Genomic DNA, 22,770 nt, shown 5'->3' on the forward strand with positions numbered 1-22,770 from the left:
TCAAAAAGGCAGTCTCTTTTTTTTCATTATCTAAGGTTTATTATTTGTTTTAACGGTTTGATTTTCATATATTTATAGTGTAAACAAAAAGGATATATGCCATCTCAAAGACCTACTTTTAAGCCTTACTATCAGGACCAGATCATGGCCATTCCTCCAACTTTTGGACGAACTGGTGGCCAAAGGTCATCCGGTACGTATCGTTAACGATGTAATCAACCGGATCAACATCCAGTCCCTATTGGACGCTTATAAGATAAAAGGCTGCTCCAGTTATCATCCGCAGATGTTGTTGAAAGTTTTGGTGTTTGGCTACGTAAGCAATGTCTACAGCAGTCGCAAATTGGAAACGGCGTGCCGGGAGAACATCAATTTCATGTGGCTGAGCGGCATGAGCTATCCCGACCACAATACCATCAACAGATTTCGAGGCGTTCGTTTGAAAGAAGCACTTCGTAGTGTATTTGAAGAAGTTGTCAAACTCCTGTCCGAAGAAGGTCTGCTGAGTATAGAAGATGTTTACACCGATGGCACCAAGATTGAAGCCAATGCTAACAAATACACCTTTGTCTGGAAAAAAGCTATCCAGACCAATAAGGAGAAGATGAAAGCTGCCTTAAAAGATATTTGGGAATACGCCCAAAGTATCGCCAAAGCAGAGGACAACCTTCCGGAACCTCCCGATCTGACAACAATTGACCGCGAAAAAGTTCAGGCTACGGTCGATAACCTGAACCGGGTCTTGTCCGATAAACCTTCGGTAAGCAAGAAGATGAGGGCAAAGTTGCGCTATGCGACTAAAAACTACCCGGCCAAGATTGTTCAATATGAAGAGCAGGAAGTAACGCTTGGAGATAGAAATAGTTATAGCAAGACAGATCCCGATGCTACTTTTATGCGCATGAAAGAGGATCATATGAAAAATGGCCAGCTCAAACCAGGTTATAACATTCAGATATCTACTTCCAATCAATACATCGTCAATTACACCATACATCCCAACCCCACAGATACCACAACGCTACCCGGTCATCTGGCACAACATGAGGCGAGCTTTGGGGAAATACTGAAAACCATTACCGCAGATGCTGGCTATGGCAGCCAGGAGAACTATGCGTTACTAGAAGGGAAAAACATTGGGGCCTATGTGAAATATGGTATGTTTGACAAGGAGCAGAAAAAGAGTTATTCGGGCAAGAAGCCATTCTCCGTTGATAAACTACATTATAACCCTGCAAAAGATTGCTATATCTGTCCAATGGGACAGGAAATGAACTGCATAGGTCTATTTACACAAAAGACCTCCACAGGTTTCGAGCAAAAAATAAAAAGATATCAGGCAAAAAACTGCACAAACTGCCCATTGAACGGTGCTTGCCACAAATCACAGGGCAATAGAATCATCCAGATAAATGAACAGCTTGAGGCTTATAAAGATAGAGCATACGGATTGCTTAACAGCGATGTCGGTATAGCCAAAAGAAAACAGCGATGTCACGATGTCGAACCAGTCTTTGGAAACATAAAACAGAACCACGGGTTCCGAAGATTTATGCTCCGCGGTAAGGAAAAAGTGTCCATAGAATGGGGTTTATTGGCTATAGCGCAAAATCTAAGGAAAAAAGCAGCTTAAAAAGCTACTTTTTGTTCTTTTTCTTCCCAAATGAACAGTTCTGTGAAATAATCAACAAACAACTCACAAATCTATCGCATAGCCATATTTAATAAAAAAGCTGCCTCAATAAATTTGAGACAGCTTCTTTCTTTTTTATTTAGAAATGGGATGATCTTACATCATTCCACCCATACCGCCACCCATTGGAGGAGCACCAGCACCTACAGGGTTTTCTTCAGCTTCGTCAGCCAATACACACTCTGTAGTTAATAACATTGAAGCAACTGAAGCTGCATTTTCCAATGCTACACGAGATACTTTAGTTGGATCAATTACACCAGCAGCGATTAAGTTTTCGTAACGGTCTGTACGTGCATTGTAACCGAAATCTGCAGTTCCTTCTTTCACTTTTTGAACGATTACTGCGCCTTCGATACCAGCGTTATTACAGATCTGACGTAATGGCTCTTCGATAGCGCGTTTGATGATGTCAATACCGATTTGCTCATCTTCGTTGTCACCTTTAAGGTTTACCAAAGCTTCAGTTGAGCGAATGAAGGCAACACCACCACCAGCGATAATACCTTCTTCAACAGCTGCACGAGTTGCGTGTAAAGCATCATCAACACGGTCTTTTTTCTCTTTCATTTCAACCTCAGTAGTTGCACCGACATATAACACGGCTACACCACCTGACAATTTTGCTAAACGTTCTTGTAGTTTTTCGCGATCGTAGTCAGAAGTTGTTGTTTCGATTTGTGAACGGATTTGAGCAACACGTGCTTTAATATCCTCTACATTACCAGAACCATTGATAATCGTTGTGTTATCTTTGTCAACTTGAACTTTTTCAGCTTGACCTAAGTAAGATAACTCAGCATTTTCTAATTTGAAACCTCTTTCTTCAGAGATAACAGTACCACCAGTTAAGATAGCGATATCTTCTAACATTGCTTTACGACGGTCACCGAAACCTGGAGCTTTAACAGCCGCAACTTTCAACGAACCACGGATTTTATTAACAACTAATGTTGCCAATGCCTCACCATCTAAGTCTTCAGCAATGATTAATAATGGTTTACCAGTTTGAACTTGTTTCTCCAAGATAGGCAACAATTCTTTCATGTTGCTGATTTTCTTGTCGTAGATCAAAATGTATGGATTATCTAATTCCGCTTCCATTTTGTCAGAGTTGGTCACAAAATATGGAGACAAATAACCACGGTCAAATTGCATACCTTCTACAGTTTTTACTTCTGTTTCAGTACCTTTTGCCTCTTCAACAGTGATAACACCGTCGTTACCTACTTTTTCCATTGCTTGAGCAATCAAAGCACCAATTACTTCGTCGTTGTTTGCAGAAATAGTAGCAACTTGTTTAATTTTATTATTGTCTTGACCAACTTCTTGAGATTGAGATTTCAAGTTAGCAACAACAGTTGCAACAGCTTTGTCAATACCACGTTTTAGATCCATTGGATTAGCTCCAGCAGCCACAGATTTGATACCTGGAGCAACGATTGCTTGTGCCAATACAGTAGCAGTAGTCGTACCGTCACCAGCTTGATCTGCTGTTTTAGAAGCTACTTCTTTTACCATTTGTGCACCCATATTTTCTAAAGCGTCTTTCAATTCGATTTCTTTCGCTACCGAAACACCATCTTTAGTAATTACTGGAGCACCAAATTTTTTCTCAATAATTACGTTACGTCCTTTAGGACCCAATGTTACTTTAACTGCATTCGCTAAAGTATCTACACCTTTTTTAAGGGCCTCGCGAGCCTCAACGTTATATTTTACTTGTTTTGCCATTTTTATATGAGTATTTAGTATTTCTAAGAAGTGTAATTCGAGTTTAAATTAAACCGTAAACCGATTTATTTTTTACACGTCCAATTTTACAGCTTCACTAAAATAACCTATTGAATTTTTAATTGAGCCAGTAAGCTCGTTTTAAATAAACTGTTCCTATTAATTAGATAACCGCGTAAATATCAGACTCACGCATAATTAAGTACTCTTTTCCTTCGTAAGTAATTTCAGTACCTGCGTATTTTCCGTATAATACTTTGTCACCAACTTTCACAGTTAACGGTTCGTCAACTTTACCTGTACCTACAGCAACTACTGTACCTTGAGATGGTTTTTCTTTTGCTGTATCGGGGATATACAACCCTGAAGCTGTTTTTTCTTCTGCTGGAGCAGCTTCTACTACTACTCTGTCTCCGATAGGTTTGATACTTAATGCCATAATTAATTTACTTTTTATCTGTTATTGAATTTATTTTAATGTTATAATCGCTATAAACACATCATCTTTTATGCCAATTGTAATTAAGACAGCTTATAAGACAATTTTTCACAGAAAAGTTAATATCTCCATCGACAAAAATTCATTTTGCTGTCACACTGTCATTCCCAGTCTGTCAGTCTTACTTCCTTCGACAGACAGACTAATAAATTTATCGCTACATACCTGTCTTAAACAAAATATCGAACATAAAAAAGCCCCGTCTGTACAAACAAACGGGGCTCATCATTTTTTACTGACAACTATTTCTTAGCTTCTTCTGCTGGTTTTGTTGTCGGTGTAGCCGCTGGAGCCTTTTCTTGCGATTGAGCCGGAGCAGCTTGCCCTTGTCCCGCCGGAGCGCCAACAGGTTGTTGTCCAGTACCCAAGTTCAATGGACCTTGTTGTTTAGGCGCTTCGATTTGACCCCCCAATCCACCTTTAGATGTACTTGGAGACGTACCAATAACATTTACACCTAAGCTAAATACCATAATGGCAATAACCATGATCCAGGTACCTTTTTCCAAAAAGTCACCTGTACGTTTTACTCCCATAAGATTCGTTCCACCTGAAAAACCAGATGACAAACCTCCTCCTTTTGGATTTTGGATTAAAACCAAAAACGCCAAAATAATACTAGCTAATATGATTAGACCGATTAATAATCCTTGCATCTCTTTATGTTATTAATTTAATTTCTTTTCTAATTCTGTTATGCGTGCCGCAAAGTAAGCATTTTTTTCTGGATATTTCAAAACTAATTTTTTGTAAACATCTATTGCTTTTGGATATAAGCCCTGTTCCACATAGATCTTTGCAAGTGTTTCGGTAACAAGTGAATGCTGATCTTCCGAACTTTTTCTAGCTTTATTCTCCAAGTCTAACTTTTCTGCTTGCAGGGGCTGAATCATAGGTTCTTCACGAATAAATTTTTCGATTACCTCGTCTGTTTTACGCGGTATTTGAAAAGAGATTGTCGTTTTAACCTCATCACTTAACTTTGCTTCAGGCGATTGTAAATGAAAGATATTTTCCCGGATCTGTTGATCGAGTAGCTGATTATCCAGCTTCTCATGAATTTTAGCAATATCGTCATTCGAGGGCGTCATTGGGCGTAATGGAGATTTTACATAGGGCTGATAGGTATCAGCATATTCTAATCTCGTCTTATGCAACCACCACAAGAAACTGTAGGGCATGGTATCATCATCATAGACCGAAACACGCTCCTGACCATCATCCATTGTATTGGCAACAGCTTCCGCTACAACAGGTGCTACTAATGCAGGTTCCTCTGAATCGACACTATTTTCTTGCTGCTGATCGTTTGACCGAAAATAATCTTTTGCAACCCCGGCTTGAATCAAACGATCCAATTCATCAACCTCAATCTTGGATAAAACTGGTTCAGCTACCGTTTCACGCTCAGCTTCAATTTCGATAGTCCCATCATCGTCGCGAAGTGCTCCATCCACTGGAATTTCATCTGACGGCATGAATACATCAGGCTCTGTCGTTGGTTTACAATGCATAAATTCATACAACCAACTCGGAGAAGATGCATAGAGCAAAGTAGACGATAAATTCTGAACTGAACTATGCTTGCCAAAAACTTTGCGTTCATAGATAAATCGCAGGCTTTGGGCATAAGGGTATTTTTCAATCAATGCTAAAACAACATCTTCCGCCACAGTGTCGGGATGATTGATTGCTTGAAAAAAAAGCTCGTTATTGGATAATGATATATTAAGATTCATCTTGGAAATAGAATTACCAATTAGCAAACGCTTTATTGTATATATCCTCAGTTAGCATTTGAATAATTTCTTTACCCAAGGTCTCTTCTTGTGCACTCTGAAGATTACCTGCAAACTCTTTAAATCGCGTAAAAGGCTGTTCAAAATCATCCTTCGGATTAATTTTATTATGATAACTAACCTTGATTGTAATCGTCAACCTATTCATCGCTGCACGATCTGTCCCAGCTTCAACAGCTGCAGGACTTATCGAATACTCTGTAATAAATCCCTCAAAGGTAGCATCACCGTCTTGATTCACCTGACTCAATCGAGATTGGTTACGGATACGTTCTTTCAGTGCCTCCGTAAAATTCTGACTTAAGGTTGGATAAACCAAAGGAGCTATATTTTCGAAATATTGAATATTAACTGTTTTCATTCCCTCAGGAATGGATCCACCAGTAAATCCATATTTTACCCCACAACTATTCATTACAAACAAAAAGATTGTGGTGAGAAAAGCATATAAAATTTTTCTTGACAACATCTGTAAACCTTAATCTAAATTTAAGTCTTTAATTTTTCTGTACAAAGTTCTTTCAGAAATCCCCAACTCTTGCGCAGCAGCTTTACGTTTACCTCGGTGCTTTTTCAGCGCTTTTTTAATCAGATCAGACTCTTTATCAACAAGCGATAAAGATTCCTCAACTTCTTGAGCATCCTGCAGGTATTCATCCTGTGCAACAGGACTTTTTAATACGTTTGTTGTATTTGCTGGAGAATGTATGGTGAGCGTTGGGGTTGTATTATAATTTTCTGGTTCTGCTTTCAATTGTGGTTCAATCTCCTGGTATAACTGATTAATGTAAGGGGAATTTTGATCAAATGTGCTCGAATCGACACCTTTCTGAATTAATTCAACCACCAGTTTTTTCAGATCAACCATATCCTTCTTCATATCAAATAAGACCTTATACAGCAAATCTCTTTCGGAGAAATCCTCTTTTCCACCATTATTTGAAGGAACTACCGCTGGCAAACTCGTTCGGGATTCATTGGGCAGATAATTTTGAAGTGTATAGGCATCGACAACGCGTTCTTTCTCCAAAACTGCAATTTGCTCCGCAACATTTTTCAGTTGACGCACGTTTCCGGGCCAGCTATAGTTGCGCAGCATATTTTGTGCATCTTCTGTCAATTGAACCCCAGGTGTACGGTATTTCTCAGAAAAATCTACAATAAACTTGCGAAATAATAAGTTGATATCTTCAGGTCTTTCACGTAATGACGGTACACGCAACGGTACAGTATTCAGACGATAATAAAGATCTTCGCGAAATTTACCTTTTTGTACAGCTTCAAATACATTCACATTTGTCGCAGCAACCACACGTACATTTGTCTTCTGTACCTTGGATGACCCTACCCGTATATACTCACCTGACTCCAATACACGTAATAATCTTGCTTGCGTACCCAAAGGCAACTCACCTACTTCATCCAAAAAGATTGTTCCACCGTCAACGACCTCAAAATATCCCTTTCTGGCTTCATGGGCACCTGTAAAGGAACCCTTTTCGTGACCAAATAACTCAGAGTCAATGGTCCCCTCTGGTATAGCTCCACAATTGACCGCAATAAAAGGGCCATGCTTACGTGAGCTTAATTGATGGATAATATGCGAAAAAACCTCTTTACCACTCCCACTTTCACCTTGTATTAGTACGGAGATATCAGTTGGAGCCACTTGTCGTGCAATATCAATAGCACGATTCAACAAAGGCGAATTACCAATAATTCCAAATCTATTCTTTATATCTTGGTTATCCATAAATTTCCAGTTGGAAATAAAACAATCTAAGTTTTCTTAATCAACAATCTTTCCCAATAATGTCGCAGAGGTACATGACTCGATAAGTACATTCACATAATCGCCTTGTTTAAATCGAGGATCAATTGGAAATACCACCAATGCATTTTGATCATTACGGCCACAGAAATCAAACTCAGATCTTTTCGAAAATCCCTCAACAAGCACTTTACAAACTTTGCCAATAAAATGTTGATAACGGTATAAACTATGATCGCGCTGTTTATTGATCACTTCTGTCAAACGACGTTTTTTAACATCTTCAGGAATATCATCTGCGTATCTTTTTGCCGCCAATGTACCTGGTCTTTCTGAATAAGCAAACATATAGGCGAAATCGTATTTGACATAATCCATCATAGACAATGTTTCTTGATGCTCCTCTTCTGTTTCAGTACAGAAACCTGTAATAACATCTGTGGAAATAGCACAATCCGGAATAATACGACGGATGGCATCGACACGCTCCATATACCATTCACGGTCATAGGTACGGTTCATTAATTCCAATACTCTAGAGTTCCCTGATTGAACTGGCAAGTGAATATAATTACAGATGTTTTCATGCGAAGCGATTGCATATAAAACTTCATCTGTAATATCTTTTGGATGGGAAGTAGAAAAGCGAATACGTAAAAGCGGGCTGATTTCAGCAACCATTGTAAGCAAGCTAGCAAATGTTATGGTTTCACCCGGTTCCTCCCCTTCAGCTACTGGAGCAGTATATTTATACGAATCCACATTTTGTCCCAACAACGTAACCTCCTTATATCCGGCATTGAAAAGATCTTGGGCTTCCTTCACGATAGATTGTGGATCACGACTACGTTCACGTCCACGTGTAAAAGGAACAACACAAAAAGAACACATATTGTCGCAACCGCGCATAATCGAAATAAAAGCTGTCACACCGTTCGAGTTTAAACGGACAGGATTAATATCGGCATACGTTTCCTCCCGAGATAATAAAACGTTTACACCTTTAGCTCCATCGTCAACTTTATCAATCAAATTTGGTAGATCGCGATAAGCATCTGGCCCCACCACGACATCCACCAACTTTTCTTCTTCTAAAAATTTCGATTTCAAACGCTCCGCCATACAGCCCAGCACACCAACGATCATTCCGGGATTTTTTGCTTTAGCAGCTTCAAATTCCTTTAGACGATTGCGTACCCGCTGTTCTGCATTTTCGCGGATTGAACAGGTATTAATAAAAACCACATCAGCTTCCTGATAATTCTTGGTTGTTTCAAATCCCTTATCCAACAAAATAGAAGCAACAATCTCACTATCCGAAAAATTCATCTGGCAACCGTAACTTTCAATATACAGTTTGCGTCCATTACTTAAAATCGGATCCTGTTCTAATAATAATGCCTCACCCTGACGAGATTCGTCGTGTTCCTTAGTGGTATGTGTTAAATCTAGCATAGCTCGATATTCAATAGAATATAATTTTTATTATTTTCGATGGAATAACTAACGCAAATACTCATCTTTTGCTGATCTGATTTCAAGCCCTTAGTTATTTCAAAGACTACAAAGTTAGAAATTTAAATCCATATAATGACAGTTTGTCAGACAGAAATATGGTTTATACTTTGTCAAATTTTAGGCGTAAATGGGCCGTATAAAAATTCGGACGGCTGTATTCCACAAAAAAAGCGCTGAATTTATCAGCGCTTTTTCTATGATTCGCAATCAAGTCAAACAGACTCCGAAAAGACCAAAGTCCTGAATCAGATTTATTGACCTGCTTGTTGTTTTGCTTCTTTCTTCATTTGATCACCTGCCACAATCACGATTTCAACACGACGATTTTGAGCACGTCCTGCTTCCGTATCGTTACTTGCAATTGGCTCAGAGAAGTTTCTACCTTCAGTTCTAATACGCGAAGACGCTAAGCCTTTAGATACCGCAAATGCACGTACAGAATTTGCGCGGTCCAAAGACACTTTTTCATTCGCAGCCAACGTACCTACATTATCTGTATGTCCGATAACCAGGATTTCAGTACCTTGTTCTTTGTTCAAGGTTGTTACCAAATTTGCGATATTATCTTTAGCTGACGCTTTTAAATCTGATTTATTGAAATCGAATAAAATACCTGAATCAAACTTAACCACGATTCCTTCCGCAGATTGTGTAACTTCCGCGCCTTCAACAGTTTTAGAAATCTCAGCGGCTTGCTTATCCATTTTTTTACCGATCAATACACCTGCAGCACCACCAATGGCAGCACCAGCCAAAGTACCTATTGCCGTATTACCAGCTTTACCTCCGATCAATGCACCCAATGCACCACCGGCAACACCACCGATTACGCCGCCTTTAGTTGTATTATTTGTATTTTGGATGGTAGAACAACTTCCAAATAACATAGCTGAGGTTGCAACTGTCAAACCTAATACAGCCAATTTTCTATTCATTTTCATATGTATGCTATCTAAGACTTTTAATATTCAAATTAAATACCGTTCTACTAAAATCAAACAAAGTGCCAAAAGATATTTTTATCAACTTTTTTGTTACAAAACACGACAAAAGGCGCTTAAAACTTCCGAAAATGACGTTGATACGCTACAAAATTTTAAATCACCTTTTCCGACCTTACAATCAGCTAACAGTAACAAAAGCAAAATGTTTTTATTTTCTTGAGTCTTTACTTCAATATCAGGTAAAAGAGCCCCTTTAGGCCTTCCCTTGGCATTAAAGTCGTCCATAGACTGCTGTACGTAATGCATTAGATCGTACTGTCCCCAATGCTCAGCAAGATCAAACGATGGACGATAGCGTATCATAAAAGCATCTAATTCTGTACTATCCAGTTTCGTCAGGTTTTTAACAGCCTCCCGAGAAAAAATACGATCAACTTGCAACTCATCCTTCTCCCTATCCATAAAACGCCCAAAGCGTTTGGCGTTCTTGGCTTCCCGTCCAAAAAGATTATAAAGCGCTGTTGCCGGGCTACCCAGATAGGTCCCGAACTTATTTTTACCCCCATTATAAACGCCCTTTTTAGCGTAATTACTCATGGCATCATTTAATTCGGCCTCCTTTGTTTTTCGTTCAACGATGACAGTCTCCAATCGGATCCCTTCTTGCAACTCCACATAAAACTCGTTCAGGTTGGTCAGCACAGTTTTAACCGGTGAATACCCAACTTTTGTAAAAGACAAGGAATCTCCTACCGATGCATCAATCGTAAAAACACCAAAAGAGTTACTCAACGTAGACCTGTGTGTACGCATATTAAGCACCACAGCATCTCCAATGCGATTACCGTTACCTTTTTGCAGCACCATCCCCGAAACCTTCTGCAACTGTTGCGCAGTAGCACCGAAATAGGTGAATAACAGTAAAAAAAGCCCTAATATATGTATCTGTATTATTTTCATCCTAATATTTCTCTTCAATTACCCCAATTGGTTTCAGTGCGATTGTGATTCTCAACAATTTTATTGGGTCAAACATTTATTTCCGCAAGAACAGTTTATAATTTATTTCAATTTATTAATTCCCTGTTACACCTAACCTACTTTGCTAAAAGTAGTAATAGTTTGACACTTGTACTGTTAAAAAAGTTTAAATATTCTTTGTTGATCACTTGTATGGATAAAAAACAAAATTAGCGCCTTCAGCAACGACAACAAATAAGCACATATAGTCTTTCGCAGGTTTATAGTTCTGAATAAAAGAAGCCTTACGATCTTCTTGAATAATATCCATTTCTACAAACTCTTCCAATGTAGAGGCATTTATACTCCATTTCGTTTCCAATTCTTTACGATCCAATATCAGTTCACCAACAGAAACTTCATGCTGATGTGCAACAAAAATAGGATAGTCAGAATAACCTTCTTCAACAATCTCCTGCGCTACCTCACGGATTGATTCACTATAAAAATCGAGATCTACCTGCAAACTCTTCAATGGACTTTGCGCTGTAGACGCTGCATTTTCTTCTCTTGCAGATCCTGCAAATAAATCTTCTACTTCCATATGGTATCCTATTACTTCTTTAACTCCAATAAAACGACATTCTCAACGTGTTGCGTATGCGGAAACATATCTACCGGCTTGATCCGCTTCACCTCATATTTTTCGCCTAACAACACCAAATCGCGGGCCTGTGTAGCAGCATTACAACTGACATATACAATACGCGGCGATTCCATTTCTAACAAACGCGCTACAACGTCAGCGTGCATTCCTGCACGTGGTGGATCGGTAATAACCACATCCGGTTTACCGTGTTCGGCGATAAAGGAAGGGGTCAACACATCTTTCATATCACCGGCGTAAAACTTTGTATTCGTGATATCATTGATCGACGAATTCACTTTAGCGTCCTCAATGGCAGTGGGAACATACTCTACACCCACAACTTCTCTTGCCTTCTTAGCGACAAAGTTTGCAATTGTACCTGCTCCTGTATACAAATCATACACCAGCTCATCCCCCTTTAAATTGGCAAAGTCACGTATGATTTTATACAGCTCATACGCTTGTGCAGAGTTTGTTTGATAGAACGACTTAGGCCCCACTTTGTAACGCAAGCCCTCCATCTCCTCATAGATAAAGTCACGACCTGCATATACATGAATATCCTGGTCGAAGATTGTATCATTGCGTTTCTGGTTTACGATATATAACAGGGAAGCGACTTGAGGAAACTTTTCTTTAACAAATTCCATCAACAACTCAACCTGTCCTTCTTCAGGATATGCAAACACAACGATCACCATCATCTCCCCGGTAGACGAGATACGGATAATCAAATTGCGCAATACACCGGTGTGTTCACGCAGATCGTAGAACGTCATACCTTGACTAAGCGCAAAATCACGAATGCTGTTGCGAACTTCATTTGACGGATCTTCTTGCAAAAAACAATGATCAATATCTAAAATCTTATCAAAACGCCCTGGCACGTGAAAACCTAGCGCATTCATTTCCAATTGGGACGCATCTTCATCAACTGAAGTCAACCATTTTTTGTTGGAAAATGTATATTCTAATTTATTTCTATAGTATTCCGTTTGCGCAGAGCCCAAGATACTTTCCATCGCTGAAGTATCCACTTTCCCAATACGCGATAGGGCATTATCGACAGATTGTTGCTTGAATTTTAATTGAGCATCATAGGTCATATGCTGCCATTTACATCCACCACACACACCGAAATGTTCACAAAACGGATCTACGCGATAAGATGAAGCCTCTTTTAAACTGGTTACCCGAGCTTCCGCAAAATTCTTTTTCTTGCGCATAAGCTCCACGTCAACAACATCACCGGGAACAGCTTTTTCTACAAACAAAACCAAATCTTCGGTTTTTCCAACACCTCTACCCTCTTCGGCAATATCAATGATGGCAATATCTTTCAAGAACTTTTTCTCTTGCGGAATTCTTCTACTCATAGGGTGCAAAAATACAAATTTATACCGATTTTTCATCTGCATAAATGATTTATAGCCATTGATTATCACTGGCATAAACGAGTACCTGACGGGTATGATAAGTTTCAAGCGAATAAAATACGGGGATCAGATTCGGACATTGTTCGTACCTTATTCGGATGCGATACAGATTGTGTACCAATACTGACCAGATTCTGACCTGACTCTGAACAGGAATTATCTGTTCCGAGTCAGGTCAATAATAGTTGCAAGAGTGTTCATCTCCGAAGGTGGTACGAACACAATACGAAGACAACCCGGCAACAGCATGAACGTTGCAGAGCATCATAAAAAAGTGAGCATGCAAAAAAGATAAGATGTAAACCTTTTTCAGGAATGGACATAACGTCGCGAATTAGAAAGGGATGCGCGCGTTATAACAACTTTACTGAACTGTTGCCTGAACAAGATAAGGAAGGATTTCTTTCTGAAACGAAATAAAGTTTTTCCGCACATCGGCATCTGAGACAGCCGTAAAAGCAAAAGAAAACACAATACTTTTACTGGACTTGATCAAAAAGGTTAGCTTCTCTTCGCTAATCGCTTCATTTATCTTTTCATTCTGAATGAATGTACTTAAGAGCAGAAACTCCAAATCTTCAGACAGCGTTTTTAAATATTCTTGGGCGTTTGCAGATTCCCGGATAAATTCCCAGCCGATCAATTCATTGCAAGCCGTATAGGTCAGTCGGCTTACCCGCAATATTGTAGACGCCAAAAACGAAGCCATATCATCTTCATATTTGGTTGTTTTCAAAATATCCTGCAGACTCGCACGAAGATAATCCATGAGAATGGCATGCAGGATCATTTCTTTACTATCAAAATACTTGTACACTGTCGCCTTCGCAATCTTAGCTTTTTTTGCCAATGTGTTCACACTGGTTTTATGATAGCCATTTTGACGAAAGAGCTCACGTGCTGTTCTTTTTATGGATTCAATAATATAATCTGGTTCCATATACGTTAGATCGTACGAATGTTGAAAGTCATCTACAAAGCCTAAAGACCAAAAAGCATCACATTGTTCTCTTGCCTAGTTATCGTAGAGAATAATGTGATGCCACAATCTTTACAATGAATAATTTATATTAATTCAGTCTCAAATTGAGACAAGAAACGTGTGTCATTTTCTGAGAAAAGACGTAAGTCTTTAATCACATATTTAAGGTTTGTGATACGTTCTATTCCCATACCAAAAGCAAAACCAGAATACTTTTTACTATCGATACCACAGTTATCAAGCACGTTAGGATCGACCATACCGCAACCTAAAATTTCTACCCAGCCAGAGTACTTACACAAGTTACACCCTGCCCCCTTGCAGATTGTACAGGAGATATCCATTTCGGCCGAAGGTTCAGTGAAAGGAAAATAGGACGGACGGAAACGCACTTTGGTACCTTCACCATACATCTCTTGAACAAAATGATATAACGTTTGTTTCAAATCGGCAAAAGAAACATTTTCGTCTACATATAAACCTTCTACCTGATGAAAGAAACAGTGCGCACGGGCTGATATAGCTTCATTTCTATAAACACGTCCAGGCATTATCGCACGAAATGGCGGTTTACCGGCTTCCATTAAACGCACCTGAACCGAAGAGGTGTGCGTTCTCAATGTAATGTCATTACCTTCTTGTTTTTTGATAAAGAAAGTATCTTGCATATCACGCGCAGGATGTTCCGGCGGAAAATTTAGTGCGGAGAAATTATGCCAATCATCTTCAATTTCCGGTCCTTCTGATACAATAAAGCCTAATTTCTTGAAAATTTCAACAATTTCTTTACGAACTAAAGAGATGGGATGTCTAGACCCCAGCTGAAAACCTTGACCAGGCAATGTTAAATCACCCGCTAGTTCCTGGGATTTTTGCTTCTCACCAGACCCGAACTTTTCTTGTGCTTCTTTGAATGTATTTTCTGCTAACTGCTTAAATTCATTCAACACTTTTCCCAAAGTACGCTTCTCTTCAGGCGTAACTGTTTTGAATTCATCAAAAAGATTTTTCACAATCCCTTTGGAAACCAAAAACTTCAATCTGAAATTTTCTACATCGGCTGAAGAAGCTGGCGCAAATGCCTTAATCTCTTCAGTATACTGCGTAATTCTATCTTGCAACATAATTAGAGCAAACATAGCCAAAATTTCCACCAAAAAGAAATTTTGAACTTCGACCGGGCATTAAAAACATCACAACAGAAACAGCATGCTCGCTTGGGAGAAAGGAATCAGATTATACGGCTAAAACGCTGATAAAACAAAAGAGCAGGCTTAGTTGCCTGCTCTTTTGTTTTATCGATGATTTTACAATAGTTATTATACATGTAAAGTTTTTACATAATCTCAAATTCTTCAGCTTAAAATGGTAATGGATTATCCTCCTGATCATTCTCCGTAAAATCGACCTCCACTTCCTTATCTTCGACTTTTTGCGCCTGCGTGTTTGCTGTATTACCAGCACTTACACCAGCATTCGGTTCAAAATCCGATTTACGACCTAAAAGCGTGAAGGTTTCAGCGACAACCTCTGTAGCATATCGTCTAATACCCTCCTTATCCTCATAAGTACGCGTCCGCAGTCGACCTTCAATATAAACTAACTTCCCCTTTGTTAGATATTTTACAGCCACGTCAGCCAGACCTCGCCACATTACAATATTGTGCCATTCGGTTTGTTCTACTCTTTTCCCGTCTTTGTTATACGTTTCTGATGTTGCCAATGGAAAACTGGCAACAGAGACATTACCTTCTAAATAGCGAATTTCGGGATCTTTTCCAAGATGTCCCACTAAAATGACTTTGTTAACTCCTGACATAATTTAAAAGCATAAATGGTTAAAAATTTGACCTTTCCAAAAAGGTAAAGATCAACTTGTGTTTAGCTAATTTATCTAAATCTTTTAGAAATACATAATCCCAATTGGATTTTTTTTGAATTAGATCGCCTTTTAACCGCACCTCAAAAAATGTCGCGTAGATATTCTGATGACTCAGGATATGTTTTGTCTGCTGCTGTAAAACATAAAGTTGTGCATCGGGGCCGAAACAGGAAATAAACCACTCATCGCTAAGAACATCCGGGATAGACAAGCTGTAGTTAGACTCCAAAAGCGGAAACTCATATAGGTTCTGCCAAACGTCACTTGCACCGCGTTTGGACATCAGTATCCGATCGTTGTCCTTCAAGATAAAATAATTAAAGTATCTATCTTTACTTGCCTTGGCTTTAAGCTTTACAGGCAACTGCTCTACCTGCCCCTGACTCAGCGCATAACAGGAAGGACGAAACATACAGAATTCACATAAAGGCAGCTTGGGCTTACAATGGGTAGCCCCAAAATCCATAATTGCCTGATTATACAATGCCGGGTGTTTACGATCAAGATTTTCTTTAGCGATAGCTGTAAAAATCTTCTTTCCTTCTGTAGAATTGATAGGTGTTTCTATGCCATAGTATCGCGCTAGTACACGAAACACATTTCCATCCAATACCGCCTGGGCTTCATCGTTCGCAAAAGAAGATATCGCCGCAGCAGTATACTCACCTATTCCCGGAAGCGTTATTAATGTTTGATAATCTACCGGAAAGACACCCTGATACTGATCGCGAACAATTCGGGCAGCCTTATGCATGTTCCGTCCTCGAGAATAATAACCCAGACCTTGCCAAAGATGGAGAATATCATCTTCTTCTGCATTCGCAAATTCCACAACATTCTTAAATCGCTCGACAAAACGTACATAATAGGGTAAGCCCTGTTCGACACGAGTCTGTTGCAGAATAATTTCAGAAAGCCATATTTTGTAGGCATCTTTTGTTTCTCGCCACGGCAGATCTCGTTTATGCTGTCGATACCATGCTTGCAATTCCTCGCCAAATTTCATAGCGACAAAAATGCGCAATTTTTCGCTAAAACCAACATTTCATCATTCGAGGATAGGCCTACGAATGTAGGTAATCTGCTCATCAGGTTCCAAAATCGTATTTTCCAACGTGATAAAGCCCTTGTATTTTTCTTTTAGCGCCTGATAGAGACGTCCGTCATAGGAAACAGCAAATCGCCCATCTGCTTTGAGATAAACTGGCAGATGCCGATTGCCCACGTCGAAGCAGAACTCGCCCACAACTGATAGATTCTGACAATCCAACAATACACAAAGACAAGGTAAAATGTTGACCTGGATAAATAAATCACCGCGATGATAAATACACTGTCCTGAACGCAGTGCGCTGCTATCATCGCGCTGTATGCGCACCAGATTACCCTTTCTTGTTTTTCGCTGGATAACGCGCTTATTTACTTCATAATAGGAAAGATCCAAAATATCTGAATCGCGGCCCAGCTTCAATTGGTCAAAATCAGGGATAACATCAATCCATATCTCCTCGTGCAGGCTCTCCTTATGCATAATTAGTTCCTTCCACCACGACAGCTTCCATCAACTCGGGCTTACTTTTTCGACGGGGTTTGCGCTGTTCAATGACGCTGATTTCCTCGGCCTTCGATTTCTCATCTTCCGCTATCGCTTCAACTGTTGTCTCTTCCTTCTTTTCAGAAAGCTTATATTGTGTAAAATCCCAACACAATTGGCCCAACATGTGTAAGAAGTCGTACAATAACTCTCCATCAGTACCCAAAGCACGCAGGATAACCACATCTTTTGAAGCCTGTGTAAAACCATAAGAAATATCGTTGTATTCGACAGTTAAGATTTCATCCAATTCATATTTTAATTCTTGCGCAAAAAGAGCCGAGAACACAAAAGTGGCCTGATGGGTGTATCCCTCAAAAAACAACATCTTCTGTATCGGCTGACTTTTGGGCCGCAAAACCTGATTGTCAATAAAAGACAGTTTACCATTTCTAAAAATCTTGGTTTGCGTATGCAGACTATCGAACTCAAATGCCTCTTTCATGTGGATTCTACCCACACTAATAATATCCCCCCACATCAAAACCGCATCTTCAGCCAAGTGAATATGATTGCTTGCCTTGAAAATAGAATCCTTAAACGGCGTTACTGGGTGTGGAATGTAATGAAATAGGCCTCCGGCATCCACATGCACATCCGTATGTTGCTTTGCTCCCGTTTTCATGGGGTGAAGCTTATTGAAGGACTGTGTAAAAAGCTTCAATTGTGCATCTTTTTTCACACGAACATCAATATGCAAATAATCCGTATCCATAATACCAGGCGATGCACTCATGATGATCATTTCCAAATGGTTGGTCAATCCTGCAGCGCCATAATGCGTTAGTTTATAAGGTGCATTATGATAACTCTCCTTCAATCTGCTTCTGCCGTCCTCTTTGGCAACATTTAATACGATTTTGCTATCCATATACGATAAAATTTAGCCTACAGGCTCCAACAAAGCATACTTTTTGATCCATGATTTTACATCTTCCAAACCTTCTAAAGTCATTAAGTTTGTAAAAATAAATGGTCGTTCACCGCGCATGCGGATGGTGTCCTGACGCATCACTTCCAAGTCCGCATTTACATAAGGGGCAAGGTCTATTTTATTGATCAACAACAGATCCGAGCGCGTAATACCTGGCCCGCCTTTACGTGGCATTTTTTCGCCTTCAGCAACATCAAGAACGAATATGGTCAAATCGGCTAGATCCGGACTAAACGTGGCTGTCAGATTATCACCCCCACTTTCAACAAATATCAGTTCCACATCCTCAAAACGATGCGCTAATTCTTCTACAGCTTCAATATTCATCGAAGCATCTTCACGGATTGCCGTATGCGGGCAACCTCCTGTTTCAACACCAATAATACGTTCAGCGGGCAGTGCCGAATTCTGCTGTAGATACATCGCGTCCTCACGCGTATAAATATCATTCGTTACAACACAAATACTATAATCTGCCGACATCGAACGTGTCAACCGTTCAATAAGTGCCGTCTTGCCAGAGCCCACAGGACCAGCAACACCAATTTTCACGTAATTTCTCTTAGACATCTTTATTTCAATTTTTTTACGAAATGTAAATTCTCGTGTATAATTTTTCATGTTGCATGCATCGAATATCCTGAGCGATACAACAATTTCCAATTAGATCCTCATCCAGTTCGGGCTGTAATCCGACCAATTTATTAATCAAGGGCTGCAGTTTAAACAAAATCTGCTGTGCATCCATTTGGCTAATGGGAACCAGTTTGGCACAATTCGTCATAATACCATTCAAAGAATTATAATAAAAAGCGCTCAGTGCGTCTGCATAACTAATTTCCTGTGCATGGGCAAACATGGCAAATGCCATTGCATAGTGACCATGCAGTTCTTGCGCATTGATAGCCTTTAGATAAGCCGAACAACGCTTGACCGGTTTTAACTTTTCTGTTAATTTCAAAAACCGTATTCCCAATTTTTTACTGGCATCCCGAATCTCATAGGGGGCTTTGAAAGCAGTAATTAATGCATCCAGTTCAGCGATCTTTTTCTTGGTTGCTCTTGATTCACACAATTGCCAGGCCTTATGAAAAAAAGCGGCATCGTTGTAATAGAAGCTATGCTCCAATAAAGTCTGTGCATATTCTTTTGCTGTTTTAGCATCATGTACAATCTCTTTATTGATATAGGTTTCCAAGCCATAGGAATGTGTGAAGCCTCCAATCGGAAATACAGAGTCGTTAATCTGCATTAATGTCAACAATGGATTCATATGTAATCGTTATTAATTAAGTATTAAAGCCCCTTGGCCAAGGTAATTTTATGCTGGACTACAGCATACTGATGTATGCGTAAAGTATGGGTTCTTTCAATCACCCGTAACTCTTTCGTCGGTGTAAAACCGGCCCTTTCTAAGATTTCCCAGAGGGGGTTTTCATACGCTGCAATAATTTCATGTGCAGCGTTTATGAAAACAGGGATATGTTTATTGCCAATTTCGAGACATATCCGAGCCATATCCAAGAGGTTTTTGGGGCGTACAACAAGGCAAGGACAGGGCAATATTCGAACAGCGATGCGCAGGTCCTTTGTTTCAAACAAAATATCACCGTCGAACAAGGATTCCGTTCCTAAATTTTTAAAGCCTATTTCGCGGCCTGCAACAGTGAAGCCCCGGATAATACGTCTTTCCGTATCGAACCATTCGAGTTCCAAAAAATCAAGTTCAACGCCGTCCTGATCGGTGCCATCGGTCCAAATATTCCCCTTAATGTCTCTTGCTAACAACATAAATAACCAATTAGAATAAGAAGTACCGTTGGGCCATTGGAAGTTCCTTCAACGGTTCACAGGTTGCCAACACACCATCTACTGTCACTTCGTATGTTTCTGGATTAACGACGATATTTGGTGTAGCATGATTATGGACCATATCTTTTTTCATCACCGTACGACATCCCTCCACAGGCAGACATTTACGCGATAAATTCAATTTTTGAATATTTCCGTTCTCCAACGAAATTTTCGAAACGAAATTGAAGCATAGTTTTGAAACTGCTTTACCGTAATTTCCAAACATTGGCCTATAAATAATAGGCTGTGGTGTCGGAATCGACGCATTGGCGTCCCCCATTTTAGCACCCAAAATCATACCTCCTTTGATGATCAACTCGGGCTTTACACCAAATAATTCCGGTTTCCAAAGGATCAAATCGGCATACTTTCCTTTTTCAATCGAACCGATATATTGATCAATACCATGTGCTTTAGCAGGGTTGATTGTAAATTTAGATACATAACGTTTGACACGGAAGTTATCATTTTCTTTGCCTTTATCTTCAGCTAAAGGGCCGCGTTGGATTTTCATCTTATGGGCCGTTTGGAATGTACGGGAAATAACCTCTCCCACACGTCCCATCGCTTGGCTATCCGAACTCATAATGGAGAATACACCCATGTCTTGCAAAATATCTTCGGCAGCGATGGTCTGAGGACGGATACGTGAATCAGCAAATGCTACATCTTCTTTCACATTTTTATCCAAGTGATGGCAGACCATCAACATGTCCAAATGTTCTTCAGCAGTATTTACCGTAAAAGGTTTTGTTGGATTGGTAGATGCAGGGAGGATATTGGGATACATGGCGATCTTAATAATATCCGGAGCGTGTCCACCGCCAGCTCCTTCCGTGTGGAAAGTATGGATTACACGACCATCTATGGCGGCAACAGTATCTTCCAGGAAACCGGCTTCATTCAACGTGTCGGTATGGATTGCGACTTGTACATCGTATTTATCAGCAACTTTCAATGCCGCATCAATTGTTGCCGGAGTAGCCCCCCAATCTTCATGGATTTTGACGCCCAGTGCTCCAGCTTCAATTTGTTCTTCGATAGGTTTAGTGGTCGATACGTTACCTTTTCCGAAAAAGCCAACATTGATAGGAAGGTTTTCAAAAGCTTCAAACATACGCTCGATATACCACTTTCCTGAAGTCACTGTCGTGGCCAGTGTTCCGTCGGCTGGTCCCGCACCGCCACCAATGAACGTGGTTACTCCAGAATATAGGGCTGTTTCAATCTGTTGCGGCGAGATAAAGTGAATGTGCGTATCAATACCGCCGGCAGTTAGTATATAGCCTGCTCCCCCATGTACTTCCGTAGACGCACCGATGATCATGCCCTCGGTTACACCATCCTGTACATCTGGGTTTCCAGCTTTACCAATACCGACAATTTTACCATCCTTAATTCCGATATCACCTTTTACGATACCCCAGTGGTCGATGATAATGACATTAGTGATGCAAAAATCCAATACCCCCTCATCACGCAAGGCACGGGCAGATTGTCCCATACCGTCACGAATGGTTTTACCACCGCCAAACTTGTTCTCTTCTCCGTAAACATTGAAATCTTTTTCAATTTCAATGAAAAGCTCTGTATCTGCCAGACGAACCTTATCTCCAGTGGTGGGTCCAAAAAGAGCAGCATATTTGTCTCTTGGGATATAAAGTTCCCCATCAACATATTTTACAGATGATTTATCTAAACCTAGTTTATCTAAACCAAGCGCATGTAGACCAACAGTAGTTCCCAACGTGGTGAGTCCTACGACTTTAATCCATTCGCGTCTATTCCATCCTCCCATAGTTACTTCGATTGTCTGAATTTTAATTTTTTCATTTTATCAATGGCTTTGCTTTTCACCGATTGATCTGTATACTTACCATTTGTCAATCCATTAAAACCGTGGATTTCCTTACTTCCGCCAAATTCAACCAGAACAACTGATTTTTGTTCCCCTGGTTCAAAACGAACAGCGGTACTGGCTGGAATATTCAAGCGCATCCCAAACGCTTTCTCTCTGTCGAAGGAAAGCAACTTGTTGGCTTCAAAGAAATGATAGTGTGAACCCACCTGAATAGGTCGGTCACCTTCATTTTTCACAACGATGCTTGTGGTTCTGTGCCCAACATTAGCTTTGATTTCCTCTTTTTTTAAAATGTATTCTCCTGGAATCATATCATTCAATATTTATTAACGAATAGGATCATGGACAGTCACCAATTTAGTACCGTCCGGAAAAGTTACTTCGATCTGAACATCATGGATCATTTCGGGGACTCCTTCCATGACTTGGCTCCTTTTCAATAAAGTAGTACCATAAGACATTAAGTCCGCCACAGACCTCCCGTCCCTAGCCTCCTCCATGATCTGGGCACTGATGTAAGCGATACACTCTGGATAATTTAATTTTACCCCGCGTTTCAATCGCTTAGCCGCCAATTCGCCGGCCAAATGCAACAGCAGCTTTTCTGTTTCTCTCGGTGTTAAACGCATAAAAAAATAGTTATTTGTTAATTTGTTAAAG

At 39.9% G+C, this 22,770-nt stretch carries 23 protein-coding genes and 1 pseudogene; 1 reads left to right on the forward strand and 23 read right to left on the reverse strand.

What is annotated here, in order from left to right:
• Positions 1–96 precede the first annotated feature (96 nt).
• Positions 97–1,633: pseudogene (locus tag DTA23_RS04895) on the forward strand (IS1182 family transposase).
• Between the two features lie 156 nt (positions 1,634–1,789).
• Here the strand turns inward: DTA23_RS04895 and groL are convergent.
• From groL to ureA, 23 genes are all read right to left on the reverse strand, one after another.
• Positions 1,790–3,427, reverse strand: coding sequence for a chaperonin GroEL (gene groL, locus DTA23_RS04900; protein ID WP_070561631.1), 1,638 nt, complete (start codon positions 3,425–3,427; stop codon positions 1,790–1,792).
• A gap of 163 nt (positions 3,428–3,590) precedes the next feature.
• Entirely contained in the window at positions 3,591–3,866 is a 276-nt protein-coding gene (locus tag DTA23_RS04905; protein ID WP_028070710.1) for a co-chaperone GroES, read from the reverse strand.
• A gap of 302 nt (positions 3,867–4,168) precedes the next feature.
• Complete coding sequence (gene secG, locus DTA23_RS04910; protein WP_070561633.1) at positions 4,169–4,582, reverse strand: preprotein translocase subunit SecG; 414 nt, start codon at positions 4,580–4,582, stop codon at positions 4,169–4,171.
• 12 nt (positions 4,583–4,594) lie between these two features.
• Entirely contained in the window at positions 4,595–5,665 is a 1,071-nt protein-coding gene (locus DTA23_RS04915) for a DUF8458 domain-containing protein (RefSeq protein ID WP_070561635.1), read from the reverse strand.
• 13 nt (positions 5,666–5,678) lie between these two features.
• Positions 5,679–6,194: an LptE family protein gene (locus DTA23_RS04920; protein WP_070561637.1), complete on the reverse strand. Its 516-nt coding sequence runs from the start codon at positions 6,192–6,194 to the stop codon at positions 5,679–5,681.
• A 9-nt stretch (positions 6,195–6,203) separates the two neighbouring features.
• A complete protein-coding gene (locus DTA23_RS04925) occupies positions 6,204–7,478 on the reverse strand; it encodes a sigma-54 interaction domain-containing protein (protein WP_070561639.1) in 1,275 nt (424 codons plus the stop codon).
• A 36-nt stretch (positions 7,479–7,514) separates the two neighbouring features.
• Positions 7,515–8,951: a tRNA (N6-isopentenyl adenosine(37)-C2)-methylthiotransferase MiaB gene (miaB, locus tag DTA23_RS04930; RefSeq protein ID WP_112373961.1), complete on the reverse strand. Its 1,437-nt coding sequence runs from the start codon at positions 8,949–8,951 to the stop codon at positions 7,515–7,517.
• Between the two features lie 314 nt (positions 8,952–9,265).
• Complete coding sequence (locus tag DTA23_RS04935; RefSeq protein ID WP_172462318.1) at positions 9,266–9,955, reverse strand: YiaD family glycine zipper/OmpA-like lipoprotein; 690 nt, start codon at positions 9,953–9,955, stop codon at positions 9,266–9,268.
• Between the two features lie 93 nt (positions 9,956–10,048).
• Entirely contained in the window at positions 10,049–10,918 is an 870-nt protein-coding gene (locus DTA23_RS04940) for a hypothetical protein (RefSeq protein WP_112373962.1), read from the reverse strand.
• A gap of 205 nt (positions 10,919–11,123) precedes the next feature.
• Entirely contained in the window at positions 11,124–11,522 is a 399-nt protein-coding gene (locus DTA23_RS04945) for a hypothetical protein (RefSeq protein WP_112373963.1), read from the reverse strand.
• Positions 11,523–11,533: 11 nt separating this feature from the next.
• On the reverse strand, positions 11,534–12,943 hold the full coding sequence (gene rlmD, locus DTA23_RS04950; protein WP_112374066.1) for a 23S rRNA (uracil(1939)-C(5))-methyltransferase RlmD: 1,410 nt from the start codon (positions 12,941–12,943) through the stop codon (positions 11,534–11,536).
• Positions 12,944–13,367: 424 nt separating this feature from the next.
• Positions 13,368–13,943, reverse strand: coding sequence for a TetR/AcrR family transcriptional regulator (locus tag DTA23_RS04955; protein ID WP_046674798.1), 576 nt, complete (start codon positions 13,941–13,943; stop codon positions 13,368–13,370).
• Between the two features lie 125 nt (positions 13,944–14,068).
• Positions 14,069–15,109 (reverse strand): phenylalanine--tRNA ligase subunit alpha, encoded by a 1,041-nt coding sequence (gene pheS / locus DTA23_RS04960; protein WP_046674797.1) that lies wholly within the window; start codon positions 15,107–15,109, stop codon positions 14,069–14,071.
• Positions 15,110–15,345: 236 nt separating this feature from the next.
• Positions 15,346–15,804 (reverse strand): single-stranded DNA-binding protein, encoded by a 459-nt coding sequence (locus DTA23_RS04965; protein WP_046674796.1) that lies wholly within the window; start codon positions 15,802–15,804, stop codon positions 15,346–15,348.
• Positions 15,805–15,823: 19 nt separating this feature from the next.
• On the reverse strand, positions 15,824–16,873 hold the full coding sequence (gene mutY, locus DTA23_RS04970) for an A/G-specific adenine glycosylase (protein ID WP_070561649.1): 1,050 nt from the start codon (positions 16,871–16,873) through the stop codon (positions 15,824–15,826).
• Between the two features lie 42 nt (positions 16,874–16,915).
• Positions 16,916–17,398, reverse strand: coding sequence for an urease accessory protein UreE (locus tag DTA23_RS04975; protein WP_053003768.1), 483 nt, complete (start codon positions 17,396–17,398; stop codon positions 16,916–16,918).
• Positions 17,391–18,332: an urease accessory protein UreD gene (locus DTA23_RS04980; protein ID WP_112373964.1), complete on the reverse strand. Its 942-nt coding sequence runs from the start codon at positions 18,330–18,332 to the stop codon at positions 17,391–17,393. Before DTA23_RS04980 ends, DTA23_RS04975 begins: the two co-directional genes overlap by 8 nt.
• Positions 18,333–18,344: 12 nt before the next feature.
• Positions 18,345–18,965: an urease accessory protein UreG gene (ureG, locus tag DTA23_RS04985; RefSeq protein ID WP_046674969.1), complete on the reverse strand. Its 621-nt coding sequence runs from the start codon at positions 18,963–18,965 to the stop codon at positions 18,345–18,347.
• Positions 18,966–18,981: 16 nt separating this feature from the next.
• Positions 18,982–19,668, reverse strand: coding sequence for an urease accessory protein UreF (locus tag DTA23_RS04990; protein ID WP_070561653.1), 687 nt, complete (start codon positions 19,666–19,668; stop codon positions 18,982–18,984).
• A gap of 23 nt (positions 19,669–19,691) precedes the next feature.
• Positions 19,692–20,186 (reverse strand): urease accessory protein UreE, encoded by a 495-nt coding sequence (locus DTA23_RS04995; RefSeq protein ID WP_112373965.1) that lies wholly within the window; start codon positions 20,184–20,186, stop codon positions 19,692–19,694.
• Between the two features lie 10 nt (positions 20,187–20,196).
• Positions 20,197–22,047 (reverse strand): urease subunit alpha, encoded by a 1,851-nt coding sequence (ureC, locus tag DTA23_RS05000; RefSeq protein ID WP_046674791.1) that lies wholly within the window; start codon positions 22,045–22,047, stop codon positions 20,197–20,199.
• A 2-nt stretch (positions 22,048–22,049) separates the two neighbouring features.
• On the reverse strand, positions 22,050–22,421 hold the full coding sequence (gene ureB, locus DTA23_RS05005; protein WP_070561656.1) for an urease subunit beta: 372 nt from the start codon (positions 22,419–22,421) through the stop codon (positions 22,050–22,052).
• A 15-nt stretch (positions 22,422–22,436) separates the two neighbouring features.
• Positions 22,437–22,739 carry an urease subunit gamma gene (ureA, locus tag DTA23_RS05010; RefSeq protein WP_046674789.1) on the reverse strand — a complete coding sequence of 101 codons (303 nt, stop codon included), beginning with the start codon at positions 22,737–22,739 and terminating at the stop codon, positions 22,437–22,439.
• Positions 22,740–22,770: the final 31 nt, after the last annotated feature.

Source organism: Sphingobacterium multivorum, from assembly GCF_900457465.1.
In the GTDB taxonomy this organism is placed as follows: Bacteria; Bacteroidota; Bacteroidia; order Sphingobacteriales; family Sphingobacteriaceae; genus Sphingobacterium; species Sphingobacterium multivorum.